The organism is Dysgonomonas sp. (assembly GCF_035323175.1).
GTDB lineage: Bacteria > Bacteroidota > Bacteroidia > Bacteroidales > Dysgonomonadaceae > Dysgonomonas.
On the sequence record NZ_DAOKYH010000002.1, the window covers coordinates 45,968 to 72,110 of the forward strand.

The window sequence follows — 26,143 nt, forward strand, 5'->3', positions numbered from 1 at the left end:
ATATTAGTTATATGATTAGTTTTTCTGCTATCATTCCATATGCTAAGGTATATAATTCGTCTTATAGTCTACTAATAAATAATGCTGAGCCAGTTCCACAAATTCACGAACTTGTATCGCCTCCCACTCCTTATCTTTGTCCATCTCTATAGCCATAATCGACGCAACTTGTGAAGCCATATCAATTGCTGCACGCGCATCTAAAAACAAAATCCTAAAACGTCTTGCAAGTACATCTTCTACAGTCAAAGCCATTTCTTCCCGAACAGCCCACAGAACCTCAGCCACCGTATAATCATAATCGGGATGTAATTTTTCGGCAAATTTCAGAGATTGGTTTTGAAGCTCAACAATCTTATCAATATCACTTCCGTAAACATAGTTAAAGTTGGACCTGTCTACCTTTTCCTTGTATCCATGTATTCGCAGATCTTTGGTAACGCATTCTTTGCGAGACAATTCCCCTATAGTAATACCTTTATCAATAACATCCTGAGCCATATCTCTATAGGTAGTCCACTTACCACCTGTAATAGTAATGAGCCCACTATCTGATATTACAATTTTGTGGCTTCTTGATATTTCTTTTGTTTTCTTACCGTCAGATTCCTTTTTAGGCGCAGCCAAAGGTCTCAAACCAGCAAAGACAGAAAGGACATCGTTCCGTGTTGGCTTCTTCGCTAAATATTCTCCGGCAGTTCTCAGAATAAACTCTATCTCCTCTTCCAATGCCTGAGGTTCCAAAACAAACTCTTTTAATGGAGTGTCTGTTGTACCTAAAACAACCTTATCGTGCCATGGCACACCAAACAGAACACGTCCATCACTCGTTTTTGGGATCATTATTGCTGTATCTCCTCCTAAAAATGATTTATCTACAACAAGATGGACACCCTGACTCGGACGAACTATATTGTCTTTTTCCGGAGCATCCATCTTCATTAAACCATCCACAAATATTCCGGTAGCATTCACTACAACTTTTGCTTTTAGCGAATATAGCTGCTTACCTATTTCATCATAAACATTTACTCCTGATATTTTGCCAGAATCATCCTTTATCAAATTGGTCACTTTAGCATAATTAATCACAACTGCACCTTGTTCAGCTGCAGTCTGCATCAAGTTAATCCCCATACGAGAGTCATCAAACTGACCATCGTGATAAACAACACCTCCTCTTAGCCGAGTCTTATTTATTTGAGGTATCTCATATTCTACAGCCTTCTTTGTCATAGGCAAAGAACGCCCCAAACCTCTCTTCCCAGCCAATAAATCATAAACAGTAAGACCAATTGTATAAAATGGCTTTTCCCACCACTTATAATTTCCGATGATAAAACGTTGATCTTTCACAAGATGTGGAGCATTCTTTTTCATCAGACCTCTTTCACGAAGAGCCTCAACAACCAAACTAACATCTCCTTGTGCCAAATAACGCACACCACCATGCACAAGTTTCGTACTACGACTGGAAGTGGCTTTTGTAAAATCAGCCTGCTCCAACAACACAACCTTGAACCCTCGTGAAGCAGCATCAACTGCAGCACCAAGCCCGGTTGCTCCGCCTCCGACAACAACAAAATCCCATATTAGAGATTTATCTGCTATTTGTTTTATATAATCATCTCGTTTCATTGTATCACATCTATATACACACAAAATTAATTAAGAGTTTGAAATAAACAAATAAATTCGAAACTTTTTTATTATAATTCGGAGTTATTTATAGTTAATTCGAAATAAAAACATACTATTACGAAATGAAATACATATAACAAAATAAAAAACTTAACAATAAAGATGCAAGGCATATTACATAAACAATAGAAATATTTATACCTTTGCAGCAAGATCTAACAACTAATTAGCAAATAATATGGGAAATATAGCTAAGCGACATAAATATATACTGGAGCAACTTAAAGAAGACGGATATGTAAAAGTTCTGGACTTAAGCGAAAAACTGGGAGTTTCGGAAGTTACGATACGAAAAGATTTAAAGTTTCTCGAAAGCAAAAAGATGTTATATCGTAATCATGGAAGTGCCAGTAGTCTCAGTTCAATTATATCAGACAAACATATAGATGTGAAAGAAAAGCTGAATATGGATGAAAAATCATCGATAGCAAAAGCAGCAAGTAAATTATTGGAGCCAAACGATAAAATTATAATAGCATCGGGAACAACCCTACTCGCTTTCGCAAACGAAATAAATACCAGCGAAGGTATTACAGTAATCACATCTTCGGTAAAAGTTTCATTAAGCTTATGCTACAACCCGAATATTGAGATCATTCAATTAGGAGGCATTATGAGAAAAAACTCGGTATCAGTGATTGGACACTATGCTGAAAACATATTGGAAAGCCTCTCCTGCAACAAGCTATTCTTGGGGGTAGACGGAATTGATCTCGATTATGGACTAACAACCAGCGATATGAGCGAAGCTAGAATCAATCAGCAAATGATAGATGCCGCACAAAAAATTATTGTACTTACAGACTCGTCAAAGTTTGGCAGAAGAGGGTTTTGTAAAATATGTGATTTAAATAAAATACATCACATCATTACAGACAAAAACGCACCGGCCCATATAATTGAGATGATGAGAGAAAGAGAAATAGAAGTAACCCTTGTCTAACTAACATTTAATATTGAGTTCGAGCAATACGTTTCTTATTTGCTCATAGGTAGTTATACGTGTAGGAACTAAAGGCAGACGAAGCTTATTTTGAATATAACCCATCATATTGAGCATACATTTTACTCCTGCCGGATTTCCATCCACGAAAAGAAGGTTGAATAGCTCGTTGAAGCTATGATGGATAGTCAAAGCACTGGCATAATCACCTTCAAGTGCCAAACGAGTCATACGACTAAATTCGCGAGGGAATGCATTGCCAATCACTGATATGACACCAACAGCGCCGAGGGTTATCAAAGGAAAGGTAACCCCATCATCACCTGATATCACATCAAAATGTTCGGGCTTACGCTTTATGATATCATCCATCTGAGTCATATTTCCGGAGGCTTCTTTTACCGCAACAATATTTCTGAACTCATTAGCAATACGCAACGTTGTATCAGCCGTCATATTAACACCTGTCCGCCCCGGAACATTATAAGCTATAATAGGGAGGGAAGATGCTTCCGAGATAGCTTTATAATGCTGATATATACCTTCCTGTGATGGTTTGTTATAGTAAGGAACTACCGAAAGAATACCGTCTATGCCGACGTAATCATTTTTCTTTAACTTATCGACAATGGCACGCGTATTATTTCCACCTTCTCCTATAATAACAGGAATTTGACCGTTGACTTTATTTACTACCAATTCGACAATCTGTTTTTTTTCTCCTTCGGTCAATGTTGGGGTTTCTGCTGTTGTACCAAGTACAACCAGATAATCAGTTCCATTTTGCAACTGATAATCAACAAGCCGAAGCAGGGCATCATAATCGACACTCTCATCTTCTTTAAAAGGAGTAATTAAAGCAACTCCCATTCCTCTCAGATTTATCCTGGACATAAAGTCAATCTTTATCTTTAGAAAAGTGTATATCTCTTTTCAGTTTGTGCAAAATTAAGAATTAATTTACACCCTATAGCACTTTGCTCAGGTAATTTTTTATTTGCTGATAAGTTTCCTGTAGATTCATTTCATCAGTTTTGAGCACCAGAAAGTCATAGTAAGGCTGATCCGGCTTTGCAATACCGATACTAAATTCAGAAGAATTATTAGACAGTAGATATTCATAAACCTTACTTTCGGTAGTAGTCAAGTCAATAAGCGTATCATATTCCAATGCCTTGAACTCATTCAGGACGGATGGATCAAGTATCTGAATGAAAGACATTTCCTGAGGATGAATAATTCTCACATTCGCCGGAAATATTGTATTCCCCGGAGCCTTCTTTGTAGATTGATACGTCCACAAAACAACTTTTTTACCATTTGCTGCTAAATCTTTTGATATAGCATCTATAGCCGACCAATCGTTATATGAGAACAGAATAAGTACACTTTTCATGCTCTCTAAATTTCGGAAAGCATGTTTTCTTTTATTATCTCGGAAAGCAGAATTTATTTTCCATTTTACTAAAAAATCAAACATAATAATTTTGTTGTGTTAGATATCATAATAAACCAGCAGTCGTATATTTCGTTTTCAACCGGGAAAAATAAATTCTGCTTCTATTATTTTTTATAATTTTCTGGCACCATCACTGATCACCACATCGTATACCTTCGGCTTGATTCTGAACTTTTGCTCATAGCTTTCGGTAGCACGTTTGATGAAATCATCATGAAGCTCATTTTTCACAAGGTTGATAGTACAACCACCAAAGCCGCCTCCCATTACACGAGATCCGGTTACGCCACACTGACGTGCGATATCATTCAGGAAGTCAAGTTCTTCGCAGCTAACTTCATACTTACGGCTAAGTCCGATATGCGTTTCGTACATTTTCTTACCAACGGTTTCGTAATCGCCTCTTTCCAAAGCATCACACGCTTCGCTCATACGTTGAATTTCTTCGATAACGAATTCGGCACGCATGTAATCTTCGGCACTAACTTCGTTAGCCACTTCTTTCAACATGTCGATTGTAGCATCACGCAATAACTGCACTTCAGGATGATACTTACGAATGTATGATGCCGCATTTTCGCACGATTCGCGACGTTTGTTATAAGCTGAGGAAGCCAACTCATGTTCTACGCAAGTATTTAACAATACCAAGCGATATCCTTCCGGATTGAACGGAATATATTTATATTCAAGAGAGCGACAATCTAGGCGAATTAATGATCCGGCCTTACCAAAGCAAGACGCGAACTGATCCATAATACCACATTTGACTCCTACATAATTGTGCTCTGTAGCTTGTCCTATTTTGGCTAGTTGAAAACGGTCTAAGCCAAGATTATACATATCATTGATCGCAAATCCGAAACAACTTTCCAAAGCTGCTGACGAAGACATTCCTGCTCCGAGAGGCACATCACCGGCAAACACGCAGTCAAAACCTTGAACTTGTTTTCCTAGCTTCATTATTTCGTGACATACGCCGAAGATATATTTCCCCCATTGTTTGATCGGAATATCGTCTAGTCCGAACTCATCCATTTCAGACAAATCCATAGCGTATGCTTTAATACGGTCGGGTGTTCCATTGGGCTTGATCACACAATACATGGCTTTGTCGATTGCTCCCGGCAACACAAATCCGCCATTGTAATCTGTATGTTCACCAATAAGGTTGATACGTCCCGGCGATGTATACATTGTACCTTCAGTTCCGAATAGCGATTTAAATTTTTCTTTTAATAAATTTAGCTCCATGGTCGATTTTAATTATTTAGGGTTTATACAAAAAATTATTCCAACATTTTGAGAAAATCATCTTCATTAATAATAGGAATACCCAGACTTTTCGCTTTCTCGAGTTTAGCAGGCCCCATATTGTCACCGGCTAAGACATAATTAGTTTTTGAAGATATAGAACCGCTGTTCTTACCTCCATTCTGTTCTATCATACTCTTGTATTCATCGCGGGAATATTTTTCGAAAGTCCCGCTAATTACGATTGACAAGTCTTTCAGTTTTTCTGTTCTCTGGGCAATAATAGATTCGCTAAGCTCAAATTGCAATCCAAATGTACGAAGTTTATTTATGACTTCAAGATTGTTAGGATTACTAAAATATTTAACGATGCTTTGAGCTATCCGATCACCAATTTCATCAACCTGTGTCAAGTCTTCTATTGTAGCGGCTTGTAACAAGTCGATATCAGGAAAAGCCAATGCTAGTTTTTTCGCTACGGTTTCGCCGACATAACGGATTCCCAAAGCAAAAAGCACTCTTTCGTAAGGTACAGATACCGATGCATGAATGCTATCTATTAGATTCTTGGCACTCTTCTCAGCCCAACGCTCAAGACGAGAGACATCCTGCCACTTTAGTGTATATAGGTCTGCAATATTTCGAATATATCCGGCATTGTAAAGGTGCTCTACAGTTTCTGTCCCTCCGGCAATATTCATCGCTTTTCGGGTCAGAAAGTGCTCGATACGCCCTTTTATCTGAGGTGGACATGACACATCGTTCGGGCAATAATATATAGCCTCTCCTTCATCTTTGACAAGAGGTGTACCACATTCGGGACAATCTTTTATAAACTCGACTTTAGTATCAAATATATTTCTTTGGGTAACATCTACCCCGGTGATCTTAGGTATTATTTCTCCTCCTTTTTCTACATAAACCTGATCATTGATATGTAAATCAAGAGAGTTAATATAATCTTCGTTATAAAGTGACGCTCGCTTAACGGTAGTTCCTGACAGCTTTACCGGTCTAAGGTTGGCCACAGGTGTAACAGCTCCTGTTCGCCCCACCTGATATGAGACAGACTCTAGCGTTGTAACAGCCTGCTCTGCCTGAAACTTGAAGGCAATAGCCCAACGAGGAAACTTAGAGGTAAAGCCTAGATTCTTTTGCTGTGTCAGCGAATTTACTTTAAGGACTATTCCATCTGTAGCTACAGGCAGGTTTTTACGCTCCTTATCCCAATAGTGTATATATGCGAATATTTCGTCTAAAGTCTTACACTTCTTGGTTGCATCCGAAATTTTAAAGCCCCATTCCTTCGCTTTCATCAGATTTTCGTAATGTCCGTCAGTAGGCAATTCTTCTCCTAACAAATAGTAGAGATAAGAGTCAAGCTTACGTGAAGCCACTATTTTAGGGTCTTGCTGCTTAAGTGTTCCTGATCCGGCATTACGCGGATTAGCAAAAAGGGCTTCTTCCTGTTCGGCTCTTTCCTTATTTATTTGATCAAACACAGACCACGGCATCAGAATCTCTCCTCTGATTTCAAACTCGGCAGGATAATCTGTTCCATGCAATCGCAAAGGAATACTACGAATAGTACGCACATTAGCTGTCACATCATCACCCTGCACACCATCGCCACGTGTAACGGCCTGAGTTAACTGACCGTTGATATATGTAAGAGAAATAGATGTTCCATCGTACTTTAATTCACATACAATTTCGAAATCATCATTCAACCCTTTCTTTACCCGATTGTAAAAATCTGTAATTTCTGCCTCTGTATATGTATTTCCCAACGATAACATGGGATATTTATGAGGGACTTGTTTGAATGATTTATTAATATCGCTGCCAACACGTTGACTCGGAGAATTAGGATCGAAATACTCAGGATATTGAGTTTCCAAATCGGTCAATTCTTTTAATTTCTTATCAAATTCAAAATCTGAAATAGTTGGTGCTGAAAGTACGTAATAGTCGTAATTATGTTTGTTCAACTCTTCCCGAAGAGTATCAATTTGGTGCTTTATATGATCCATTATTTCGTTAAAATCGTAAATACAAATATAAAAAGAAATAGGTTGAAAATGTGCAAAATTAGATATTTTTCAGAAATCTATTTACACATTGACTTATCTTCAGCTAACGGAATATCAAGTTACTTCTCATATTTTCTTTTTCTATACAGAGAAATCGAACCCATGACCAAAGCAATAAAAAATACAGGAAAAGCAATATTTAGTATAGCATATTGATTTCTGTTCTCATAAGCCTCTTTTTTGTTCAGTATATATAACTTTTGTTGCTTTGTCCTCAACTGCATCAGTCCGTCATCTCCTGTCAGCCAATTTACGGCATTCACAATAAAATCACGATTACCGAACTGCTGTTGCGAAACTCTATCATAACCCATAGGTAATACCTGTGAGCTTTGTCCATGCCCCTGAATCTCATTTGTTATGATATCGGAAGATGAAACAACGATCATTTTTGTTCTTTCACTTATATTCTTAGTTTTATGACTATCAGCTTTAATGCTATCAGGCATTATCCTATTTTGGAATACAGAAGTGAATACACCTTCGAGACTTACCGCCACAGGAACAAATTGCTGATCGAAATAGTCTTTATTGTTTTGTATTTTTGCAATATCAAAATCAATCGCATCAGGCACTTTTACTAAATGCGTGTTAGCTGAAGTAGTCAATAATATATGCTTTGTCACATTAGTAGAATTGTTTACAATATCGATAGAACTGGCAAACCCGGCTTTTACGTCCCTTATATTCTTTGTGATGGGAAAATCCTGGGACGGAATCAACAGTGGCTGAAAATAACTGGGCACAACCGAAGCCGACTGCCCTCCTGCATCACTCATTAAATATGTAGAAACACACTGGCTATCCTGAATAAGGTTTGAATTTATGCGTACACCGTATGAAAAAAGCATATCATCGAGATTGACATCATTTTTCATACTTGCAGAATGTCCTAATTGAGCGAGATCCTGATGAGAGTAAAAAGCTCCATCGATAAGCCATAAGACCTTACCTCCCGACATTATATACTGATCGAGGATATACTTATCCGTTTCGCTATATTTTGATAAAGGCCCGGCAATAATCACGGCATCAAAGTTGTCCAATATATTAATTTCGTTACCAATCTGCCCCCTATTCACTGTGTAGTATTTAGATAATACTTCCTCGGCATCATATACATACGTACGTGAAATCTCATTATGACCTTCAATAAAGGCAATAGACTTAGATGCTTCCTGATTTAGTAAGCGAATAGCGTCTGTAAATTCAAACTCCAGACCTTCGATAGATGCATTTATGTTTTCTTCCGCTGTGTACCCTGCAATATTTTTGAGCAAAGGAACAACCAGAGTATCTTTTCCATTTGATATCTGGGCGTATGGATATATTATTTTTTTGCTGGCTTTCCCTTCCCTATCGATCTCGTTAAGAATAATACCGGGCATACCTCTTTGTGCCATCGCCTCATATATCTCGGAGGCAGAGCTTTCGGACTGATATATATTCGTTTGTCTTATTTCGAGATTACTATTCACATATCGGTTATAATCATTTAATAGATTAACGGTTGCATCCTGCAAACGCTGGAATCCATAGTTGAGATCTCCACTCAAATATATATTTATATTAAGAGGAATCTCATTCTTCGTACCCTTCAAGAGGTTTATTGTATAATCACTTAGTGTATAACGCTTATCGGATGTAAAATCAATTCTATAATTAGGTATAAAGTACAATCCAACATTAAGTATAACAAACAAAACTCCCCCCCTGACTAAAACTCTTAATTTGCTCCCACTTAATACTACAAGAGCAAGAATTACAAACAAAACCAAATAATTAACAACAAGCAAGTCCTTAAATCGTATAACCCCCTTTTGCATCAATTCGTAATGATGAAGCAGTCCCAGAGATGACACGGCAGCCTGTGTTTTTCCGGTAAGAAATAAGCCGGAGAGCAAATCGAAGCCATAGTAAACAAAAACACTTAAGATTACTGAAGTGATAAGTGCTACAACCTGATTCTTAGACAAAGCCGATCCCAATAGACCGATAGATACAAAAACCATAACCAATAATAGCAAAGAAAAATACGAGGCTAAAATAGCATTAAGGTCAATGTTTCCTTCTGGATTGGCTAGTTGAGATAAAGAATAAACATAAACACATGTAGGCAATAAGGTAATAGATATGAAGATAACTACAGACAGGTATTTACTTAGATAGATATGGAAGATACTAACAGGTCTCGTCATTAGAATATCTAAAGTTTTTCCCTTTCGTTCATCTGAAAAAGAGCGCATGGTAAGAGCCGGAATCAATACCAAAAGTAGTATGGGAGACAAAGCGAAAAAGCCGCTCAGATCAGCGTAACCGGTATCCACCAGATTGTATTTTCCGGAGAAGAACCATAGTAAACCTCCTATAATGAGAAGAAAAGCTAAAGAAAAGAACGCTCCGAAGGAAGAGCAAAAAACAGACTTAAGTTCTTTAAATACTAAAGCTTTCATATATCTTTGTATAAATTGATGTTTAATTACACAATGGCTAAACGAGAGATAAAGATAGTTATTTTATTTGTTCTGATAATTGCAGTCCTTATCGGAGGATGGCGATTATATAACAAACTTGAAAAGAACAAACAATCTTTCTCTGTTGATATTTATGAATATATATCTCCTCAGGCAGTGGCTGTAATAAATATCAATAGAGAGTATAATCTGGATATGCTATACCAGTACGATCCTTCACTTCGCGGCTTAACGAGTGTACTCGGAGAAAATTTATCTTTTCCTACGATTATTTCAAAGTATAAAGACAATAGTAGTATTTTAATAACAAAAATAAAACAAGAGAAAGAATCGGAGATAGCAGATTATATAAGAAATCAGATAGCATCGGACTTTCCTCCTCACAAAAGAGAATATAAAGATGCAATCGTATGGTATTTTACTCAGCCGGATGATAAATTTCTCGTTTGCTCTTTTTACAAAGGAATGCTTGCCATCAGCAACCATCTCAGGCCTATTGAAATATTTATTGATTCTGACTCGGAAAACACATTCTTTTCGGACGAAAATAACATCGAGTTTATAACCAAAATTCGAAACAGCACACCTGTCTGTATTTTCACAAAAGTGCAGGACAAAACGTTGGCTCTTAATTATGTTCCTTATAACAGCTCAATACAACTAATAGGCTATATACTAGAAAACAAACAGAAGGCAGCAAACGATTCGACCAAATTAGATTACGCAACAATCCCTTTATTAATGGATTTGCCGAATAGAATGTGCATCGACAGCATAAACATACAAAATGGCAACAAACCGGTAAGCGTAAAAATATTTCTAAACAAAAAGTTTTAAATTCGTGTTTATAAAAATATATTACAATTTATCAATTTAATAAAATAATTATGTCGGTATTAAAAGAATTAAAGGAGTTTATGATGCGTGGCAACGTAGTTGATATGGCTGTCGGTGTCATTGTAGGTGGAGCATTCGGCAAGATTGTATCATCGCTTGTAAGCGATATTATCATGCCTCCAATTGGAGTTGTACTTGGCGGTGTCAATTTTTCGGACCTGAAGGTAACGCTAAAAGATGCAGTAGGTGACGCAGCAGCTGTAACAATCAATTATGGTTCTTTTGTACAAACTGTTTTTGATTTTGTTATCATAGCCAGTGCCATATTTTTTGCTATCAAGGGTATCAATATGCTACAAAAGAAAAAAGAAGAAGTCCCTGCTGCCCCTCCGGCTCCAACTAAAGAGGAAACGTTACTAACAGAAATCAGAGATTTATTGAAGGAACAAAATAAAAATTAAATATATACCTTTTATAAATTGAACTTAACAAACAAGCATTATGGTAAAGTATTTCCCTATTTTATTTATAGCGATGTCACTATTGTTCTCCAGTTGTGGCAGCGTACCTGTAACCGGACGTAAACAATTGAATCTGGTTTCGAACCAAGAGGTTCTTTCGTTGAGTTTGCAGCAATATCAACAATTTATAAAATCTGCGCCAATATCAACCGATAAGAAGAATACGGCATTGGTACAGAAAGTTGGTAGAAATATAGCGAATGCTGTTGAAACTTATCTAAAAAACAATGGTTATGCAGATGAATTAGCATCGTATGCGTGGGAATTCAACCTCGTGAAGAGTGCTGATGTTAATGCTTTTTGCATGCCCGGCGGGAAAATTGTCGTATATGAAGGAATACTGCCTTACACTCAGGACGAAACTGGTCTGGCTGTTGTCTTAGGACATGAAGTCGCACATGCTGTAGCAAAACACGCAAATGAACGTATGAGCCAACAAATGATGACTGAATATGGTACAGCTGCAATAGGTACAGCTCTCGGAGGAACTTCTACCGGGGTGCAGCAAGCCGCTGCTGCAGCAATTGGGCTCGGTTCTCAATATGGAATTTTATTACCTTATTCGCGCAAACAAGAATTAGAAGCTGACAAACTTGGTCTGATATTCATGGCAATGGCAGGATACAACCCGAGTCAGGCTGCTGCATTTTGGACTCGCATGTCGCAGCAAGGAAGTAGCACTCCTGAATTTATGAGTACTCACCCTTCAGACAACACACGTATCCAACAGATAGAAAAAAATTTGCCTGAAGCTATGAAATACTATAAAGGTGGAACAGGAGCAACGAATACGAATTCGTCAAAAACATCTAACAAATGGAAGTTCTAATTGAATAAAACATAAAACAGAAGAGGCTATTTCGTGTAAGAGGTAGTCTCTTTTATTTTAGAATTCCTTGTAAAACGGAAAATCAGCAATATCTAACAACGGTTTATCCCCGCTACTGTCGCCGTATACATATAACTGATAAGTATCTCTATAAGGATAAAGTTCCAAGAAACGTTTGACCTTCTCTACTCCGCAGCAATTTTCACCTTTGAACTTCCCTGTTATTACGTCTTCTTTAACTTCAATCTCCGTACCGATAACGTTCTCAATACCGACTGATTGAGCCCAAGGCAAAATCCAATTATAAATAGATGCGCTATTAATGAGCACTATATGCCCTTCCTGTTGATGAAATCTGATCTTATCGATCGCTTGTGATGTTAACCTCTGATTTATTCGATTCTTGTATTTTTCGCAAATAGCATTAAACTCCGATAATGTCTTTCCTTTAAAGAAATAAGAAAACAGCCGTTCTTTTGCCTTATCATTTGGGATAAACCCTAGTTTAAATAAGATCAGAACAGGAGAGAGAGCAAACAACCCCCAAATCAACCTTGGAAATCCATAATAAAAGCGAATAAAATCGAATAAGGTATCTACGGTCGTTATGGTTCCGTCAAAGTCGAAAACAGCTATTATCTTCGATGAATTTGCATCTATCATTACCTAAAGAATTTTGTGATAACAAAGAAAGAAATAATCCATAAGATTATAATGATACGGATAAAATTATCTTTGAGGAATATCAATGTTGGATTACCACTCCTTTCTTCCACAAATATGATTTGTAAATATCGGAACAACCCTACAAACACAAAAAAGGATGTCAGATAAAGATTATCCCCATTACGTTGTGTTACTTCCGGCGAAATAGTATACATAATATAAGCAACCATCATTACCGCGGCTACAACCACAATTGCTACATTCAGAAATGGAATATTATACCCATCGACATTTTTACGTACTTTATCTCCTGTTTCCTCATAAATTACTACATCATCACACCGTTTACCCAAAGCCAAGAATATAGCCAACAAAAAAGTCATGACCACAATCCACCGAGAAAGAGGAGTATCTGTAACAACCCCACCTATAAATATACGGATAACAAATCCTATAGCCACAATACTAATATCAATAACCGGTATATATTTGAACCTTAGCGAGTAAAATATGTTTAGAATAAAATAAGACACCAATAATGCCAATGCGATATAGTTTCCTAAAACAAATATATACACAGATATACTGACCGCCACTAAACTAAGAATCATCAACAATGCCTCTTTTTTATTTATAGCTCCCGAAGCCAAAGGTCTATTTCGTTTTTCGGGATGAAGCCGGTCTGTTGCAATATCGTTCCAGTCGTTGATAATGTATATAGAACTAGCTATTACACAAAAGCCTACAAAAGCCCATAAATCGGCAATCAACAATGAAATATGATCCATTTTAAAAGAAAACAATAGAGGTAAAAAGATGAAAAAATTCTTTACCCACTGATGTATTCGCATCAATTGTAAATAGTGTTTTACTTTATTCATTATTTGTTTATTCTGTTGGATATAAAGATTGTGCCATATTAATAAAATCCGTGAGATGATACAGATTGTTTATAATCAAACCGACAAACATGCATATCAAGAATACGACAAAGACCTTTGCTTGTTTTTCTTTTAACTTATTATACAGCCATCCGAATAATAAAGGAATACAATACACCCAGTGTGCACCGTAGATAAAGGGCTGATTGATACCAAATTTCATTACACAGTGTATAATAATATCGATAAGGAATAGTAAGAAAATCATTTGGACAAAAGGGTTCTTATAATTCTTTACCAGAGAAGCTACAATGATTGCTAGTATTAAAGCAACGAATGTATATTGCCACCAATAAGAATAATTTCCTTCAATTATATACTGCATCGTTGAATTGTAAGCTGTATAATTCATCATTGGAGGAAAGAAGATTGGAGAGCCAAAAAAATGAGTAAAAACCATCTGGAATAAAGAGGAGCCTCCCAAAGCGCTATTGGTAAAAGATTCTCTGTGTATGAAAATCGACTCAAAAAAATTCTTCGAAAGAAAAACTATACTAATAAGCTGAACAATAGATAATATTGCAAGAAATATTACCCCCAGCAAAACGACCTTCTTTAATATACTTATTTTCTTTTCTTTAAAAAATAACACAGGGACAATACCTTTTGCAACATTAGTAAGTGTAATTCCCCCTAAAATAAAATCTGCTAAAACTATATTTGAAAGAAATGGGGGTGATTTTTGTTTCTTTATATAAGATGAATTATAATAAACATTAAATGCCAAAAATATAGCAGATAGCGTAAAGCTTTCAGGTGTAAAGCTCAAGAGTAGGTTTGTAGAAAAAAATGCGAAAAATAATGTTATCAAATAAGCTACAGACCTTTTTATTTCAATGATCTCTCTCAGATATCGAAAAATATAAACAGAGGACATACTGATCATCGAGGAGGATAATAAAACAAAAAGGAGAGTTTTAGCTTTGAATGTAACTAAATATGCAAGTCCGTTGCCAATAAGAACAAAAGGGTAATAAAATAACATCAGGAGAGGATGCCCGCTTATCTGTGTTCGTCCCAACTTTAAGATTAAGGGGTTATCATAAGAAAAATATAAAAGCTGTTTCATACGACATATTATCTATCACAGATGTACTTAATGCTATATATATCGAATAGGATAAATAAATTAATAGCAGTATAAAGAATAGCAACTTCTCTTCTTTTTTCTGGGGCAAAAGGGCTTTCGATAAAAATTTAAAATCAGTAATTTTAAAACGAATACTTTTATTCATATTTTATGTAAGTAAGTGTTAGTCTGGGATACACCGATCTTTATTAAGTTTGATAGGCAAACTCAAAAAATAAAAGCCAAAATTACATTAATTATTTTTAAATCACACAGATAATAATTGAAAATTAAAGAATTAGACTGTACAAACTGTGTCAAAAATTTATTATTAAAATCTGATCTTTGTTGGAATAAGAAGTATAGTATCTTGTTTTGTTTATAAAATAATGGAGTTTCGTGATGAAGTTGCTTCAAAAAGAATCCTGCTAATCTCACGACTTGCAGGACCCCAACCTTAACACAAACTTTACAAAACTACACAATATATTTTTATTTATTTTTCTATCCTTTACGAAGCATTTATTTACCTCTGATCAATATTCTAAAACATACCTATCTGAGTGTCGAGCCTCGCCCTATATTCCGACGGAGACTGTCCTGTATGCTTTTTAAAAAATCTACCTAAAGAAGCTTGACTCGAAAAATGCGTATCCAATGTTATTTCCTGAATATTTAACGCTGTATTATTTAACAACGATTTTATTTCCAACAAAGTATATTCTACAATCCAGTCTTTGGCAGATCGACCACTTACATCCTTTATCACCTTAGAAAGATACTTGGGTGTTATATCCAATTGCTTCGCATAAAAAGACATTTCTTTATTTTCGTGGTAATGCTTTAGTATTAAAAGAAAAAATTGATATGCCAAGTTCTCTTTCCTCGAACAAGGAGTAGCATTCGCAGACAATAAGCTATTCTTAAAACTATAATAAACATCCAAATAAAAAAGTCTTATTAAACTTACTATATATTCCCGCTGAAACATACAGTCTGACGTAAGAAATCTTTCATTAACAAGATTATAGTATTCAGAATACCGAGACATCTCATTCTTAGTCAGTTTGTAAAAGTGCTTTTGCCTCATATATATGAAGAATAGTGGCGAAAAGCGTGAAATACCACCTAGAATATCATCTGTTATTGTTTGGGAAAGTAAAAAATAATCAATTTTAAAGTCGTCGCTTTTATCTTTTACCGATATAGTCTGATTTGGCAATAAAACGATCATCTCTCCTTCTACAAAACGATGCTCTTCTTGACGCTGATGGACTTCGATAGTAATAGCTCCTTCATGACAAATACCAACTATACCAAAAGTCGTACAAAATGCTAAATGAGGAACTGGTAAAGAGTGAGCATTCTTATATAATTTAAATTCGTTCTCTAACGAATATCCAAGCTCGTTACTTTCCTTTTCTAGCATGACTTTAGTTTAGTTTTGTTATGTGTTATTTATCATGAAATATTGCTCTTAATATTTCACGGTGCAAATATAGAATTTAATTTCTTAATAGCGAAAATAAATGGACTTTTAGTATAATATTTATAATTATTTAAACCTTTACTCTTCACTTCTTTTACAGATAGAGATTTTCTGTTATTTTCGATCCTTTTTCTTTATTCATTGATAGTTTTAATAAAAGATTCAATAACAGAGCATTAATACAAGAAAAAAGATATAATTACTCTCAATTGTATTAAACTGTAAGTCTACTAATCTTTAAACTCATTATTTTGATAAATAGTTATTTTTTTTGAAGATAAACTCCCAGCAGAACCTAGATATATATTTAGAAAATCTCGTTTACACGAATATCATCATAGTGTTTCTATTTGCTTTGTTAATCTTTTGAATGATACCAATCGATTAAATAACTCATAAAAAACCGTCCTGAGACGGGCAATCTCAGGACGGTGAGAGGACAACCAAAGCAATCCTCATTTTCGGGAACTTTATAACTACCTTATAACAAGGCTTTGTCATATAGACAAATGTTTCACTAAAAAATTATTATCAATATTTATATACCTTGCTAGATTATCATCAGTGTAAGAGTGAATATATTATTCTATTTCAAGATTCTGATTATTTTATAATTATAATGCATAGTTAGCAAAGACTCGCTTCAATAACAATAGCATACAACTTTTTGGCACAAAACAAAACAACTAACAATCTACATATAAACAGATTAGCCCCTTTCCAGAAACATTGAAATATGACTTTTTAAGGAGTAAAAAAATGCTATAACTTTTACCTTATAGCATCATATATATCTTTGATTGTAATTTACCCTTATATTAAGCCTGTGTATTATTTCATTTGATGTATTTTCATTTCCAAAAACTTTAAAAAATCATCCGCATAAAAATCATCATCTTCATTCATATAATCACGACAAAAGACCCTATACTCATTGCCTTTTAGCCCGGGCTCAATTAAGAAATAATACAAAGCATCCCCCTCTCCTTCTTCCAAAATAGTCAATTCATTCTGAGATGTGGCGTTATTTATCGTCTGAGACTTGTATAAATATAAAATGCTATCTACATCTGCAATATTATAATTTTCGGGAGGAGATACATATTTAATATATTCATCTTCCACTTTGAAGTATTCAAACTCCTGCGACCACCACTTGTAAGAGTCAGGTAAAGAAAATCCTAATTCTTGCTCCGTGTAGTCAATCCACTCTTGCTTTACTACACCCTTCTTTCCGTGTTTTATCTTATATTCATTAGCTCTGAATAACTCAAGGAACTTATGATACGCGGGGGGCATCTATACTAATTTTAATTGTTTGAGATACAGAATACATTTAGCTTAAAAGTTAACAAATGACCAATTAAACTAATAATTCCACATAAATATATTTACAAAGATACAATTCAAAATCAAATACGACCTTACTTGTCAGTAGCAAAATAAAACTTTCGAGCTCAGAAACATTCTGCTATTAAATAGAAAAGGCATGCTTAAAGCATGCCTTTTCTATTTAATTTTGTTTTCTAGAATAGTCTAATTCATACTAAACTTATACCCTAAAGTCAATAGCCCTTGGAATGAGTTTGTCTTCAAAGAAGCCTTATCTGCTCCTGCAAAAGAATACAAATCTGCCTTCTGAGATTTCATTACAAAGGCAACATCTGTGTAAAAATAACCATTCGACCAATCGGATTTACCTCTTCTTTCAGGAATAAATTGATATCCTAATCCATAAGTGATATAGTGAGTATCGGCGTCGAATGCATACTGTGTAACAGGACGAGGATCTGTAGTAACCTCATTTCCATTATTCTTTATTTTTGAGTCAAAAGGACTTTGCACCCATGAATAACCTACACGACCTGAAAATTTGCTGGTAAAACGATATTCAAGACCAACACGTAAGGCTGATGCCATTTTGAAATCGTTTTTAATATATTCATTCGGATCCGGGGTAAATGCTTTACTGTTACGATTAAACAGCTTCATATTATTCTTATAGTTTGTCAATTCATAGTCTGCACTTATGATAGCCTTTGTCCCTATAACTCCCGCCATACTAAATGTCCATTTATCGGGTGTACGTAATTTATAATCAAAAACAGCATCTTCCCGCCCATCGTAGCTTTTTACTGTTCCTGCTACATAATCGGGATCAAGACTAGAGCTAGATACTCCTGATAAATTATGACTCAAATCGGCAGCAAAATGATCTGTCATTTTATACCATGTTGGCGAGTGGTAAGCAATACCTATACGGAATTCTTGAACCGGTTTTATTATAACTCCAGCTTTTACTTGCCAACCTGTTCCATCCGTTCTATTCCAATTATACAAATCAAATCTGCGATTATCTGCCAATGCGCCATTTCCATCAGGCATATACTCTGTATATTGAGAATAGAGACGATAGTTTATATCTGTCATAGAAATTGTAGCACCAACGCTTACGATATCAGAGAAAGAAGTTCCGATATTGAAATCATATGAACTAATATAACCTTTCTCTTCCACAAACAAATCATTAGAAACGTTGTTTGATATTGCCGGACTATAGCTACCTCCGTTAGAACCTTCATTTATCAAAAAAGAATTGTAACCTAATACCGTCAACCAATCCTGACTGTCCCACACTCCCCAAAAGTCATTATCTTTTAGAGATAAGCGTGAAGCTGGAACTTCATTAAAATTGGCTCTACCAGCCATATAACCGGTAAGAGATCGAGTATTATCGCCCATTACGGCATATTTCCTATCAAAGCTTTTTAATCGGTTATAAGAAAATCCAAAATTAAGAAAAGGAACTACGTCATCATATAAAGGAAAAGTTCCCACAAAGGCTAAATTATCAAAAGCAAAAGTAAATTTATTTTCATTTTGCTTACCTATATTCAACTGACCTTGTGACTTTGTATTCTGAAAATTCATTGTTGTCACAATTTCAGACTTTTGATAAACTCCTATACCGGCAGGATTTATTGCGATACCGGAGATATCACCTCCCAGTGCACCAAATGCACCCCCCATAGCCACAGATCTTGCCGTACCGGTTAAATCGTTCTTGGAAAATCTGTATGCATCCATTTCATTTTGAGCATAAACCATTCCTACCGAAAAGGCAACAGCAAGCATTAATAATGATAATTTTTTCATATTTCAATATTTTTTATCTAACAGATGAAATTTGCATGTTTAAACTCTTTCGAAACGAAACATACACATTTCAGAGTATATTAAATGTTCTATTTTCTTATATTTTCCATAAAAAGCTGTTCCAATAACCACGTTTGTTGAAACAGCTTTTATATTTTTATTATGATACGATCGTATTATCTGCGTCCGCTACTACTTCTACCACCGCCGCCACTGTATGATCCTCCACCGGAAGAACGTCCCGAAGAAGAACTACCGGAGCTGTAAGATCCTGAGCTTCTTGAAGAAGAGCTACTAGAAGAACTACTACTATAACTTGGGCGTGAACTTGAAGAAGATGAACTGCTGCTATTATAGCTTGGACGGCTACTAGAAGAGCTACTAGAAGAACTGCCACTGTTGTAACTTGGACGGCTGCTACTAGAAGAGCTCCTTGATGGGCTACTACTGTTATAGCTTGGTCTTGAGAAACTACCGGACGATCCACTATTATAACTTGGGCGTGTACTGTTGGACGAACCACTATTGTAACTTGGACGGCTACTATTTGATGAACCGCTGTCATAACTTGGGCGTGTGCTCGGACGAGTACTTACATCGGATGAAGAACCTCTTCCCGAAGATGTTCCGCTATTGTAACTTGGACGAGTAGTAGGTCGTGTACTAATACCGCTTGACGATCCTCTACCTGTAGATGTTCCGCTATTGTAGCTTGGACGAGTAGCCGGACGGGTGCTCACACCACTTGACGACCCTCTACCAGTACTATATGATGGACGAGTACTTACGTTACTTGATCCTCTACCCGAACTATATGATGGTCGAGTACTTACACTAGAAGAAGAACCACGTCCTCCACTATATGAAGAATATCTGCCGGAGTTATTATATCCGGAATTATAGCGTCCTGAATTATTGTAAGCCGAGTATCTGCCGCTTGAGCTATATCGTGGACGTCCCGAATACGAATAGTTTGAACGATGATAATGTCCACCGCCATACCAGCCTCCGCCGCCGTACCAGCCGGAATACCAGCCACCATACCAAGGACTATTCCATCCCCAACCCCAAGAGCCTCCATACCAAGGTCTGCTCCAACCCCAGCCCCAAGAGCCATAGTACCAAGGATCATACCATCCCCATGCATAAGAAGGGGAATACCATGAATCGTACCAAGGATAATATCCATATCCTCCCCAGCCCCAGCCGAAGTTTACGTTAAAATTCCAACCTCGATTACGATAATAGTTGCTATATGTGTCATTTACAACATATACATTAATCTCGTTATCACTAGAAATTTTAACACTATTAGCGGGATCGTGGAATCTTACTATACGATCGGTATATTCATAATCATTATATCCATCTGCGTTTACAATAGAGTCGTCAGGCATCTGTGTTTGCTCGGAATCGTATACGCTTACATTACCTCTACGGTTATAAGCATCTACATCGATATTCACATTCCCTGTTCGCTCTAATGTTATATCCCCATTGTCTTTCACTACCAAAACCTGAGTTTGGTCTACTTGCTTTTGGGGAGCAGTAGTCTTTACTTTTACTTCTTTCTGTTTCGATTCTTTCGATTTAGAAGTAGCATATATGTCATCCCATTCCTGAGCAAAAGCCAAGAACGGTATAGCTGACACGAGAATCATTAGAAACATTTTTTTAGCTTTCATAATCTGCTCTCCTATAATTATTATTTACTAATTTAGTTTTGTATTCACTTACTGTACAATATACTTTTATGTATATATCTTAGACTAAACAATCGTCAAAAGGTTTAAAACTTACAGTAAGATCTTATGGTATATAAAACAAATGTACGACTTTTATTTTTCAATTCAATATTATATATACTAAAGATGCGAAGAAACAAACCTATGTTGCTCCCTATTGTGTTAAAAATAGTTATCCTTAGGTTATTTCTTCACTTAACCTCGTTTATACCAATAAAAAAGATGCTTCTTGGTTTAGAAGCTACTTTTAGCTACGTTTATTCTTCGAATTATAGAGGACGTGGTGTGGTAAAAGAAAAAGCGTATTTTTATAAAAAGCCACATTAAGCGAATTCATGATTGAATTTTCTCTCCATTACAATATAATCATAGCCATTTTTAGAGAAAAATTCATCGGTTTCACTATATCCAAATTTTTTATAAAAATCAGTTGCACCACTGCGAGCATTACACCATAGACGATCTAGCTTTAAATCGTTTGCATAAGATATAAGCCACTCCATTAGAGCTGTAGCATATCCTTTACCTTGCATTTCGCTGCGAGTTGCTAGTTTTCGGAACTGAACATCTCTACCATGCAGAAATATAGACATAACAGACACTAAGTCATCATTTTCGTATACACCAATATGCAAACCTCTGTCATCGTCAGGCAATTTTACGAACTCAATATCTTTATCCGGATACATCACTTGCCTGCGCAAGCCCAAAACATCTTCATATGGGGCTTCGGAAATAATCATTTTATTAAAATTTATATGTTAGCATTAATCGACCTTCTGATGTTTTAGAAAATACATCATCAAAATATCTATAATTTGTGTCGCGCATATAGTTGTAATATATACCCGTTAAGAACAAATGGCTTCTTAATTTTATATCTGTACGAAGACTGATCGCATGTAGAATTGCTTGCGATCGATCCCCCTGATAATTAAACTCATGGACATCAATATTATCCCAATCTATATCTTTGGGATACCCCTTCCAAGTAAACATACGATAGACCTCATAATTACCCGACATACTGATCCAATCCTTATACGTCAGATTAAAACCTAACTTTGTACTGAAACCACTGGCAAGGTTATAATTACGCATATCTACCACATAATGATCGCTAAGTGCTCCACCAAGCAACACCAGATTTGTATGCATAAATGCATTAAATCCTACATTCTGTATACGTTTACTTTGATAGATGAACCCCGCCCCGAATGATGCAGGAGTACAAAACTTGTATGGAATTTTACCCGAAACATCTGATATTGTATCCGAATCATAATAATCGAAATGTTGATAGAATCCTAAACTTAGAAAATCATTTTTTGTATCTACCAATTCTGTTACATACAGTCGACCAATAATATTTAGTTGGCTAAGCATTGGCTGCGAACTGTGTATATTGAGATTACTCTTAAAGGTGAAATAATCATAGGGTTTTTCATTCTCATCTGAAAATCGATCACCATATTCGATGTTTACATCCATTGCAGCCCCTACCCCCTTGTCGAGAATCTCACCTTTCAGCTCCAAAACTCTAACTCCGGCAGATACCTCTACACTTACATCGGGCACTCCAAACTGTTTGCCAGTAGTAGAACGTCTACGCCAAGCATCTCCATTCAGTATTCTTGTCAGCCCTCTGGTTGGAGCTATTACAAAGGCTGCTAATTCGCGTCCAAAGCGATGGCTTCCTTCGCGGCGATCATCCAACACTAGATCGGACGTCCGATAAAGCACCTCTCCAAGCGATAGACCACCAATAGGCGTTGCTATTATATCATTTATTGATGGATACTCATTTTCCATAAACAATTCCCACATAGCACTACCACCGAGGGCAAAAAGCCCCGACTCCCAATAATTAAAGCCTCTGGAACGAGCCGAGTTGTAATATAGATTACCATGATAAGGGTGCAGAAACATATTTGTTCCCATCTGGTCATTATCCCAAACGAAACCACCGTTTAGATTTTTCTTTATAGTATGCATATTTATATATGCAAAATCTTCCTTCATTACAAACCGATCAAATCCCCAGATAGCCATATTCAAGCCAAAATTCTGAGTTGCCGCTTCCCAAAACTTTTTCTTAGAATAAAAAGCTATGTCAATCGAGTCAGCCGGCTTAGGTGGAGCCACCTGATAACGAATAGCAAACTGAGCTTGAGCGTAAAATGAGATTAATAAAAATGTAAAGAATAAGAGAAACTTATTTTGCATCGATTAACCTGATTTATTAAAAATATTAAATTCAAGTAGCAAATATAATTCATTGCTTCTTGTAACGATACATATAGTATCGCTTTTTTATTGAAATCGCTACTTTAACTTAAATCTAACTTTTAGCAATACCTCTGTAGGCCTCAACATATATGCAGAATAATAACGACTGACATCGTTGTATGAAGCAGAAACAAACTGTTTGGAATTGAATATATTTGTGTACTCAAACATAAACTCTAATTGTTTATACTTGTACTTTGCACTTATATCACCAAATGTCATAGATCGACTTCCCGATATAATTGCATTATTATAAAAACTTTCACACTTCAAGTTAAGCGACATCCCCTTGAATGGAAATATACTCAGCTGAACATTATGAGACATTGTGCGTATTGGATCAAATGTTTTTTCCTCATTTTTCACCTTACTAATACTTTGTGAATATTTAAACTCGCATTGTAAATTAACAGAAGGGCTTATCTTAGTTATTATACGAGGAGAAAAAGAATATCCCTGATTATTATAATCGATAAATCGTCCTTGTGTAACCTGAGAAGAGCGACTAATCGTATAGTTCCCTCCCAGAAAAACAGTTGAGCTTAACGTTTCAATATCTTTACTGAGGTGCATATCTGCTCCTAGCCTTTCGGTAGTAGAAGGGGCTAAAATTGAAGAACGTAAGGTAAGGGTTCCCAAATAAGAATAATCAGACAAAAGGTTCGTCCTAACATTGGAATAGCTAATATTAAACATTCCAAATAGAGTTGTAATAGGATCCCTATAATACAAAGATGCGCTTGCATTATGCGCCTTTTGTTGAAAAACATCCCCGTCATTTTTCAACAAGCTACGATACGACGATAGAATATATCCTTTATACAGTTGGTTGATCTTACCGATAGAAGTTTTATAGCTGTAGTTGCAGTAAGACGTCCAATAACCAGATATTTTATAATGAAGAAATAAAGAAGGATTAAAAGAAAAATTATTTCTGCGACGCTTTTCATCGGAAATATTGTCCTTTACATCAAGAAGTGTGTAATTAAAAGGTAATGACAACACAAAGTTTAGCTTTCCTTTAGCATAGGTATAAACGGGGCTAAAGATTAGCTCATATTTACCTTGTCGGAGATTATTCTTCAATGAATCAGCCACATTTGTAGTATTATCTGTTCCCAATTCAGAACTTAAACCTTGTATATCAGTACGCATGCTTACAGCATACTCCTGCTTCCAAGTTCCTTTGCCGAACCCTAATGAGACCTTATTATATGCAGCCAAATTATCTTGTTCTACACTCTGTATCATCTTTAACGAATAAGTCGGAGGACTTAACAAATCTTGATACAACACAGGCTCTATAGATAATGTATGCGCAGATGAATTGTATCCGAAAAAAGAATAAAAGTTCCATGTATACTTTTCTCCTGTCTTCACCATATTGAAGGTATTATTAATACTATAGTACGGCTTTTTCAGATATTGGTCAACGCTATCAGCAGAAATGACATCTCCTCTCTCCCTATCCCATATACCCTCAAGCTTCAAAAGATTATTAAAATAAAATTTGTCTTTATTTGCATTCAATTGAATATCTCCAGTCAACCGTTCTTTTCTTAGGCGAGAGTTCATGTATTCTTCTATCTTCAAAACACTATCATTTGCCAAATAGTATTCAGTAAAAGCATAGCTGTCTTTTCGTTGCAGATCGTTCAGGTAGCTAACGTTGGTGGTCAATTGATAATCATTCTTTAAAGACCACAAACTATTCGCAGACAATATATTTGCTTGATTATTCAGATACCGTTTTTCTGCTATGGATGGAGATGAGGGGCTCTGCACAGCCAGAAGACCTCCTTTATCCATATTGGAAGCATCATTCGAATAAAAAGAAGTCAACTCTCGAGTGACATCATCACCCGAATTGTTTCCCTTATAGATTGTTATATTCTGCAACTTCTTAGCTATGTACATCCCTGTCAATTCGTTGTTCCAAAGCAAGGGTAAACCACCTAATCCCAGCTGTGCATTCGCAATGATAGTCCCTTTCGCCGAATCTTTCAACTTCAGATTAATAGCTGCATCTTCCGACATTTCTTTGTCTTTTAGAGCTTTTATTGGTTGGTGATTTTCCAACACTTGCACGGTTGATACATCTTTTGCATCGATATTGTTTGTAGCAATACCATAACGCCCTTGCAACAGATCGGCATTCTCTATATAGAATTTGTTTATAGGACGATTCTGATATAAAATCGCGCCATTTTCCTGAACCTTTATTCCAGGCATCTTTTTCAGCACATCACCGATTGTTCTATCATTAAGACCTAAAAAGCTTTCTACAAGATAATTCAACGTATCACCCGCTTGCCTGATTTTAGGGGGTGTTATTTTTACCTCGTTCAACAAAATAGATGCCGATTCTATAGAAAAGTCTATATTCTGATTTCTATTTTCTACAATCTTAGTTTGCTTCTGCACATTAAAGCCAGATACAGTAATTGCAATACTATCAGCCTTGCCTTTATATTCGAGTTTGTATGCACCCTTCACGTCAGTCATAGCAAAGCCAAGAGTCAGCCGCCCCGACTTCTCTTGTAAGGTAACATTTATGTCTGCTATAGGATTACGCTTCTCATCACGAACTATTCCTGTTATTATAGTTTGAGCTTGAGCCATAGCCGAAATCAAAATAAGAAAGAGGAAAAAATATCTTTTCATGTTTTATGTCACA

20 protein-coding genes are annotated in these 26,143 nt (G+C 36.0%); 4 read left to right on the top strand and 16 right to left on the bottom strand.

Going from position 1 to position 26,143, the window contains the following annotated elements; translation table 11 throughout:
* Nucleotides 1-42: 42 nt before the first annotated feature.
* On the bottom strand, nucleotides 43-1,638 hold the full coding sequence (locus tag PKC55_RS03290) for a glycerol-3-phosphate dehydrogenase/oxidase (protein WP_291128935.1): 1,596 nt from the start codon (nucleotides 1,636-1,638) through the stop codon (nucleotides 43-45).
* Between the two features lie 241 nt (nucleotides 1,639-1,879).
* Between PKC55_RS03290 and PKC55_RS03295 the strand changes: the two genes are divergently transcribed.
* Nucleotides 1,880-2,644, top strand: a complete 765-nt coding sequence (locus tag PKC55_RS03295) for a DeoR/GlpR family DNA-binding transcription regulator (protein ID WP_291128932.1) — start codon at nucleotides 1,880-1,882, stop codon at nucleotides 2,642-2,644.
* Here the strand turns inward: PKC55_RS03295 and dapA are convergent, their stop codons facing one another.
* From dapA to gldG, 5 genes are all read right to left on the bottom strand, one after another.
* Nucleotides 2,645-3,538: a 4-hydroxy-tetrahydrodipicolinate synthase gene (gene dapA / locus PKC55_RS03300; RefSeq protein WP_283686500.1), complete on the bottom strand. Its 894-nt coding sequence runs from the start codon at nucleotides 3,536-3,538 to the stop codon at nucleotides 2,645-2,647.
* Nucleotides 3,539-3,611: 73 nt separating this feature from the next.
* Nucleotides 3,612-4,124 (bottom strand): DUF6913 domain-containing protein, encoded by a 513-nt coding sequence (locus PKC55_RS03305; protein ID WP_324371855.1) that lies wholly within the window; start codon nucleotides 4,122-4,124, stop codon nucleotides 3,612-3,614.
* A gap of 90 nt (nucleotides 4,125-4,214) precedes the next feature.
* Complete coding sequence (gene galK / locus PKC55_RS03310) at nucleotides 4,215-5,357, bottom strand: galactokinase (protein WP_135104048.1); 1,143 nt, start codon at nucleotides 5,355-5,357, stop codon at nucleotides 4,215-4,217.
* Nucleotides 5,358-5,392: 35 nt separating this feature from the next.
* Complete coding sequence (ligA, locus tag PKC55_RS03315) at nucleotides 5,393-7,390, bottom strand: NAD-dependent DNA ligase LigA (protein ID WP_291128928.1); 1,998 nt, start codon at nucleotides 7,388-7,390, stop codon at nucleotides 5,393-5,395.
* Nucleotides 7,391-7,509: 119 nt separating this feature from the next.
* Nucleotides 7,510-9,903 carry a gliding motility-associated ABC transporter substrate-binding protein GldG gene (gldG, locus tag PKC55_RS03320; protein ID WP_291128926.1) on the bottom strand — a complete coding sequence of 798 codons (2,394 nt, stop codon included), beginning with the start codon at nucleotides 9,901-9,903 and terminating at the stop codon, nucleotides 7,510-7,512.
* Between the two features lie 33 nt (nucleotides 9,904-9,936).
* Here gldG and PKC55_RS03325 point away from each other — a divergent pair, with 33 nt between their 5' ends.
* The 3 genes from PKC55_RS03325 to PKC55_RS03335 are packed head-to-tail and all read left to right on the top strand — an operon-like array spanning nucleotide 9,937 to nucleotide 12,111.
* Nucleotides 9,937-10,761 (top strand): hypothetical protein, encoded by an 825-nt coding sequence (locus PKC55_RS03325; protein WP_291128924.1) that lies wholly within the window; start codon nucleotides 9,937-9,939, stop codon nucleotides 10,759-10,761.
* A gap of 50 nt (nucleotides 10,762-10,811) precedes the next feature.
* Complete coding sequence (gene mscL, locus PKC55_RS03330) at nucleotides 10,812-11,222, top strand: large-conductance mechanosensitive channel protein MscL (RefSeq protein ID WP_291128923.1); 411 nt, start codon at nucleotides 10,812-10,814, stop codon at nucleotides 11,220-11,222.
* 40 nt (nucleotides 11,223-11,262) lie between these two features.
* Nucleotides 11,263-12,111 carry a M48 family metallopeptidase gene (locus PKC55_RS03335; RefSeq protein ID WP_291128922.1) on the top strand — a complete coding sequence of 283 codons (849 nt, stop codon included), beginning with the start codon at nucleotides 11,263-11,265 and terminating at the stop codon, nucleotides 12,109-12,111.
* Nucleotides 12,112-12,168: 57 nt separating this feature from the next.
* Here the strand turns inward: PKC55_RS03335 and PKC55_RS03340 are convergent, their stop codons facing one another.
* The 10 genes from PKC55_RS03340 to PKC55_RS03385 form a co-directional block, all read right to left on the bottom strand.
* Nucleotides 12,169-12,774 carry an HAD family hydrolase gene (locus PKC55_RS03340; protein WP_291128920.1) on the bottom strand — a complete coding sequence of 202 codons (606 nt, stop codon included), beginning with the start codon at nucleotides 12,772-12,774 and terminating at the stop codon, nucleotides 12,169-12,171.
* Entirely contained in the window at nucleotides 12,774-13,658 is an 885-nt protein-coding gene (locus tag PKC55_RS03345) for a UbiA prenyltransferase family protein (RefSeq protein WP_291128918.1), read from the bottom strand. The genes PKC55_RS03340 and PKC55_RS03345 overlap by 1 nt, the downstream gene beginning before the upstream one ends.
* 7 nt (nucleotides 13,659-13,665) lie before the next feature.
* On the bottom strand, nucleotides 13,666-14,787 hold the full coding sequence (locus PKC55_RS03350) for a DUF6080 domain-containing protein (RefSeq protein WP_324371862.1): 1,122 nt from the start codon (nucleotides 14,785-14,787) through the stop codon (nucleotides 13,666-13,668).
* 544 nt (nucleotides 14,788-15,331) lie between these two features.
* Nucleotides 15,332-16,216, bottom strand: a complete 885-nt coding sequence (locus tag PKC55_RS03355) for a helix-turn-helix domain-containing protein (protein ID WP_291128916.1) — start codon at nucleotides 16,214-16,216, stop codon at nucleotides 15,332-15,334.
* Nucleotides 16,217-17,107: 891 nt separating this feature from the next.
* Nucleotides 17,108-17,575 carry an SMI1/KNR4 family protein gene (locus PKC55_RS03360; protein WP_291128914.1) on the bottom strand — a complete coding sequence of 156 codons (468 nt, stop codon included), beginning with the start codon at nucleotides 17,573-17,575 and terminating at the stop codon, nucleotides 17,108-17,110.
* Between the two features lie 237 nt (nucleotides 17,576-17,812).
* Entirely contained in the window at nucleotides 17,813-19,432 is a 1,620-nt protein-coding gene (locus tag PKC55_RS03365; protein ID WP_291128912.1) for an OmpP1/FadL family transporter, read from the bottom strand.
* 176 nt (nucleotides 19,433-19,608) lie between these two features.
* Nucleotides 19,609-21,117: a hypothetical protein gene (locus PKC55_RS03370; RefSeq protein WP_283686488.1), complete on the bottom strand. Its 1,509-nt coding sequence runs from the start codon at nucleotides 21,115-21,117 to the stop codon at nucleotides 19,609-19,611.
* Nucleotides 21,118-21,500: 383 nt separating this feature from the next.
* Complete coding sequence (locus PKC55_RS03375) at nucleotides 21,501-21,920, bottom strand: GNAT family N-acetyltransferase (protein WP_283686487.1); 420 nt, start codon at nucleotides 21,918-21,920, stop codon at nucleotides 21,501-21,503.
* A 4-nt stretch (nucleotides 21,921-21,924) separates the two neighbouring features.
* A complete protein-coding gene (locus PKC55_RS03380) occupies nucleotides 21,925-23,403 on the bottom strand; it encodes a DUF3943 domain-containing protein (RefSeq protein ID WP_324371867.1) in 1,479 nt (492 codons plus the stop codon).
* Nucleotides 23,404-23,502: 99 nt separating this feature from the next.
* Nucleotides 23,503-26,130 (bottom strand): carboxypeptidase-like regulatory domain-containing protein, encoded by a 2,628-nt coding sequence (locus tag PKC55_RS03385; RefSeq protein ID WP_291127033.1) that lies wholly within the window; start codon nucleotides 26,128-26,130, stop codon nucleotides 23,503-23,505.
* Nucleotides 26,131-26,143 lie beyond the last annotated feature (13 nt).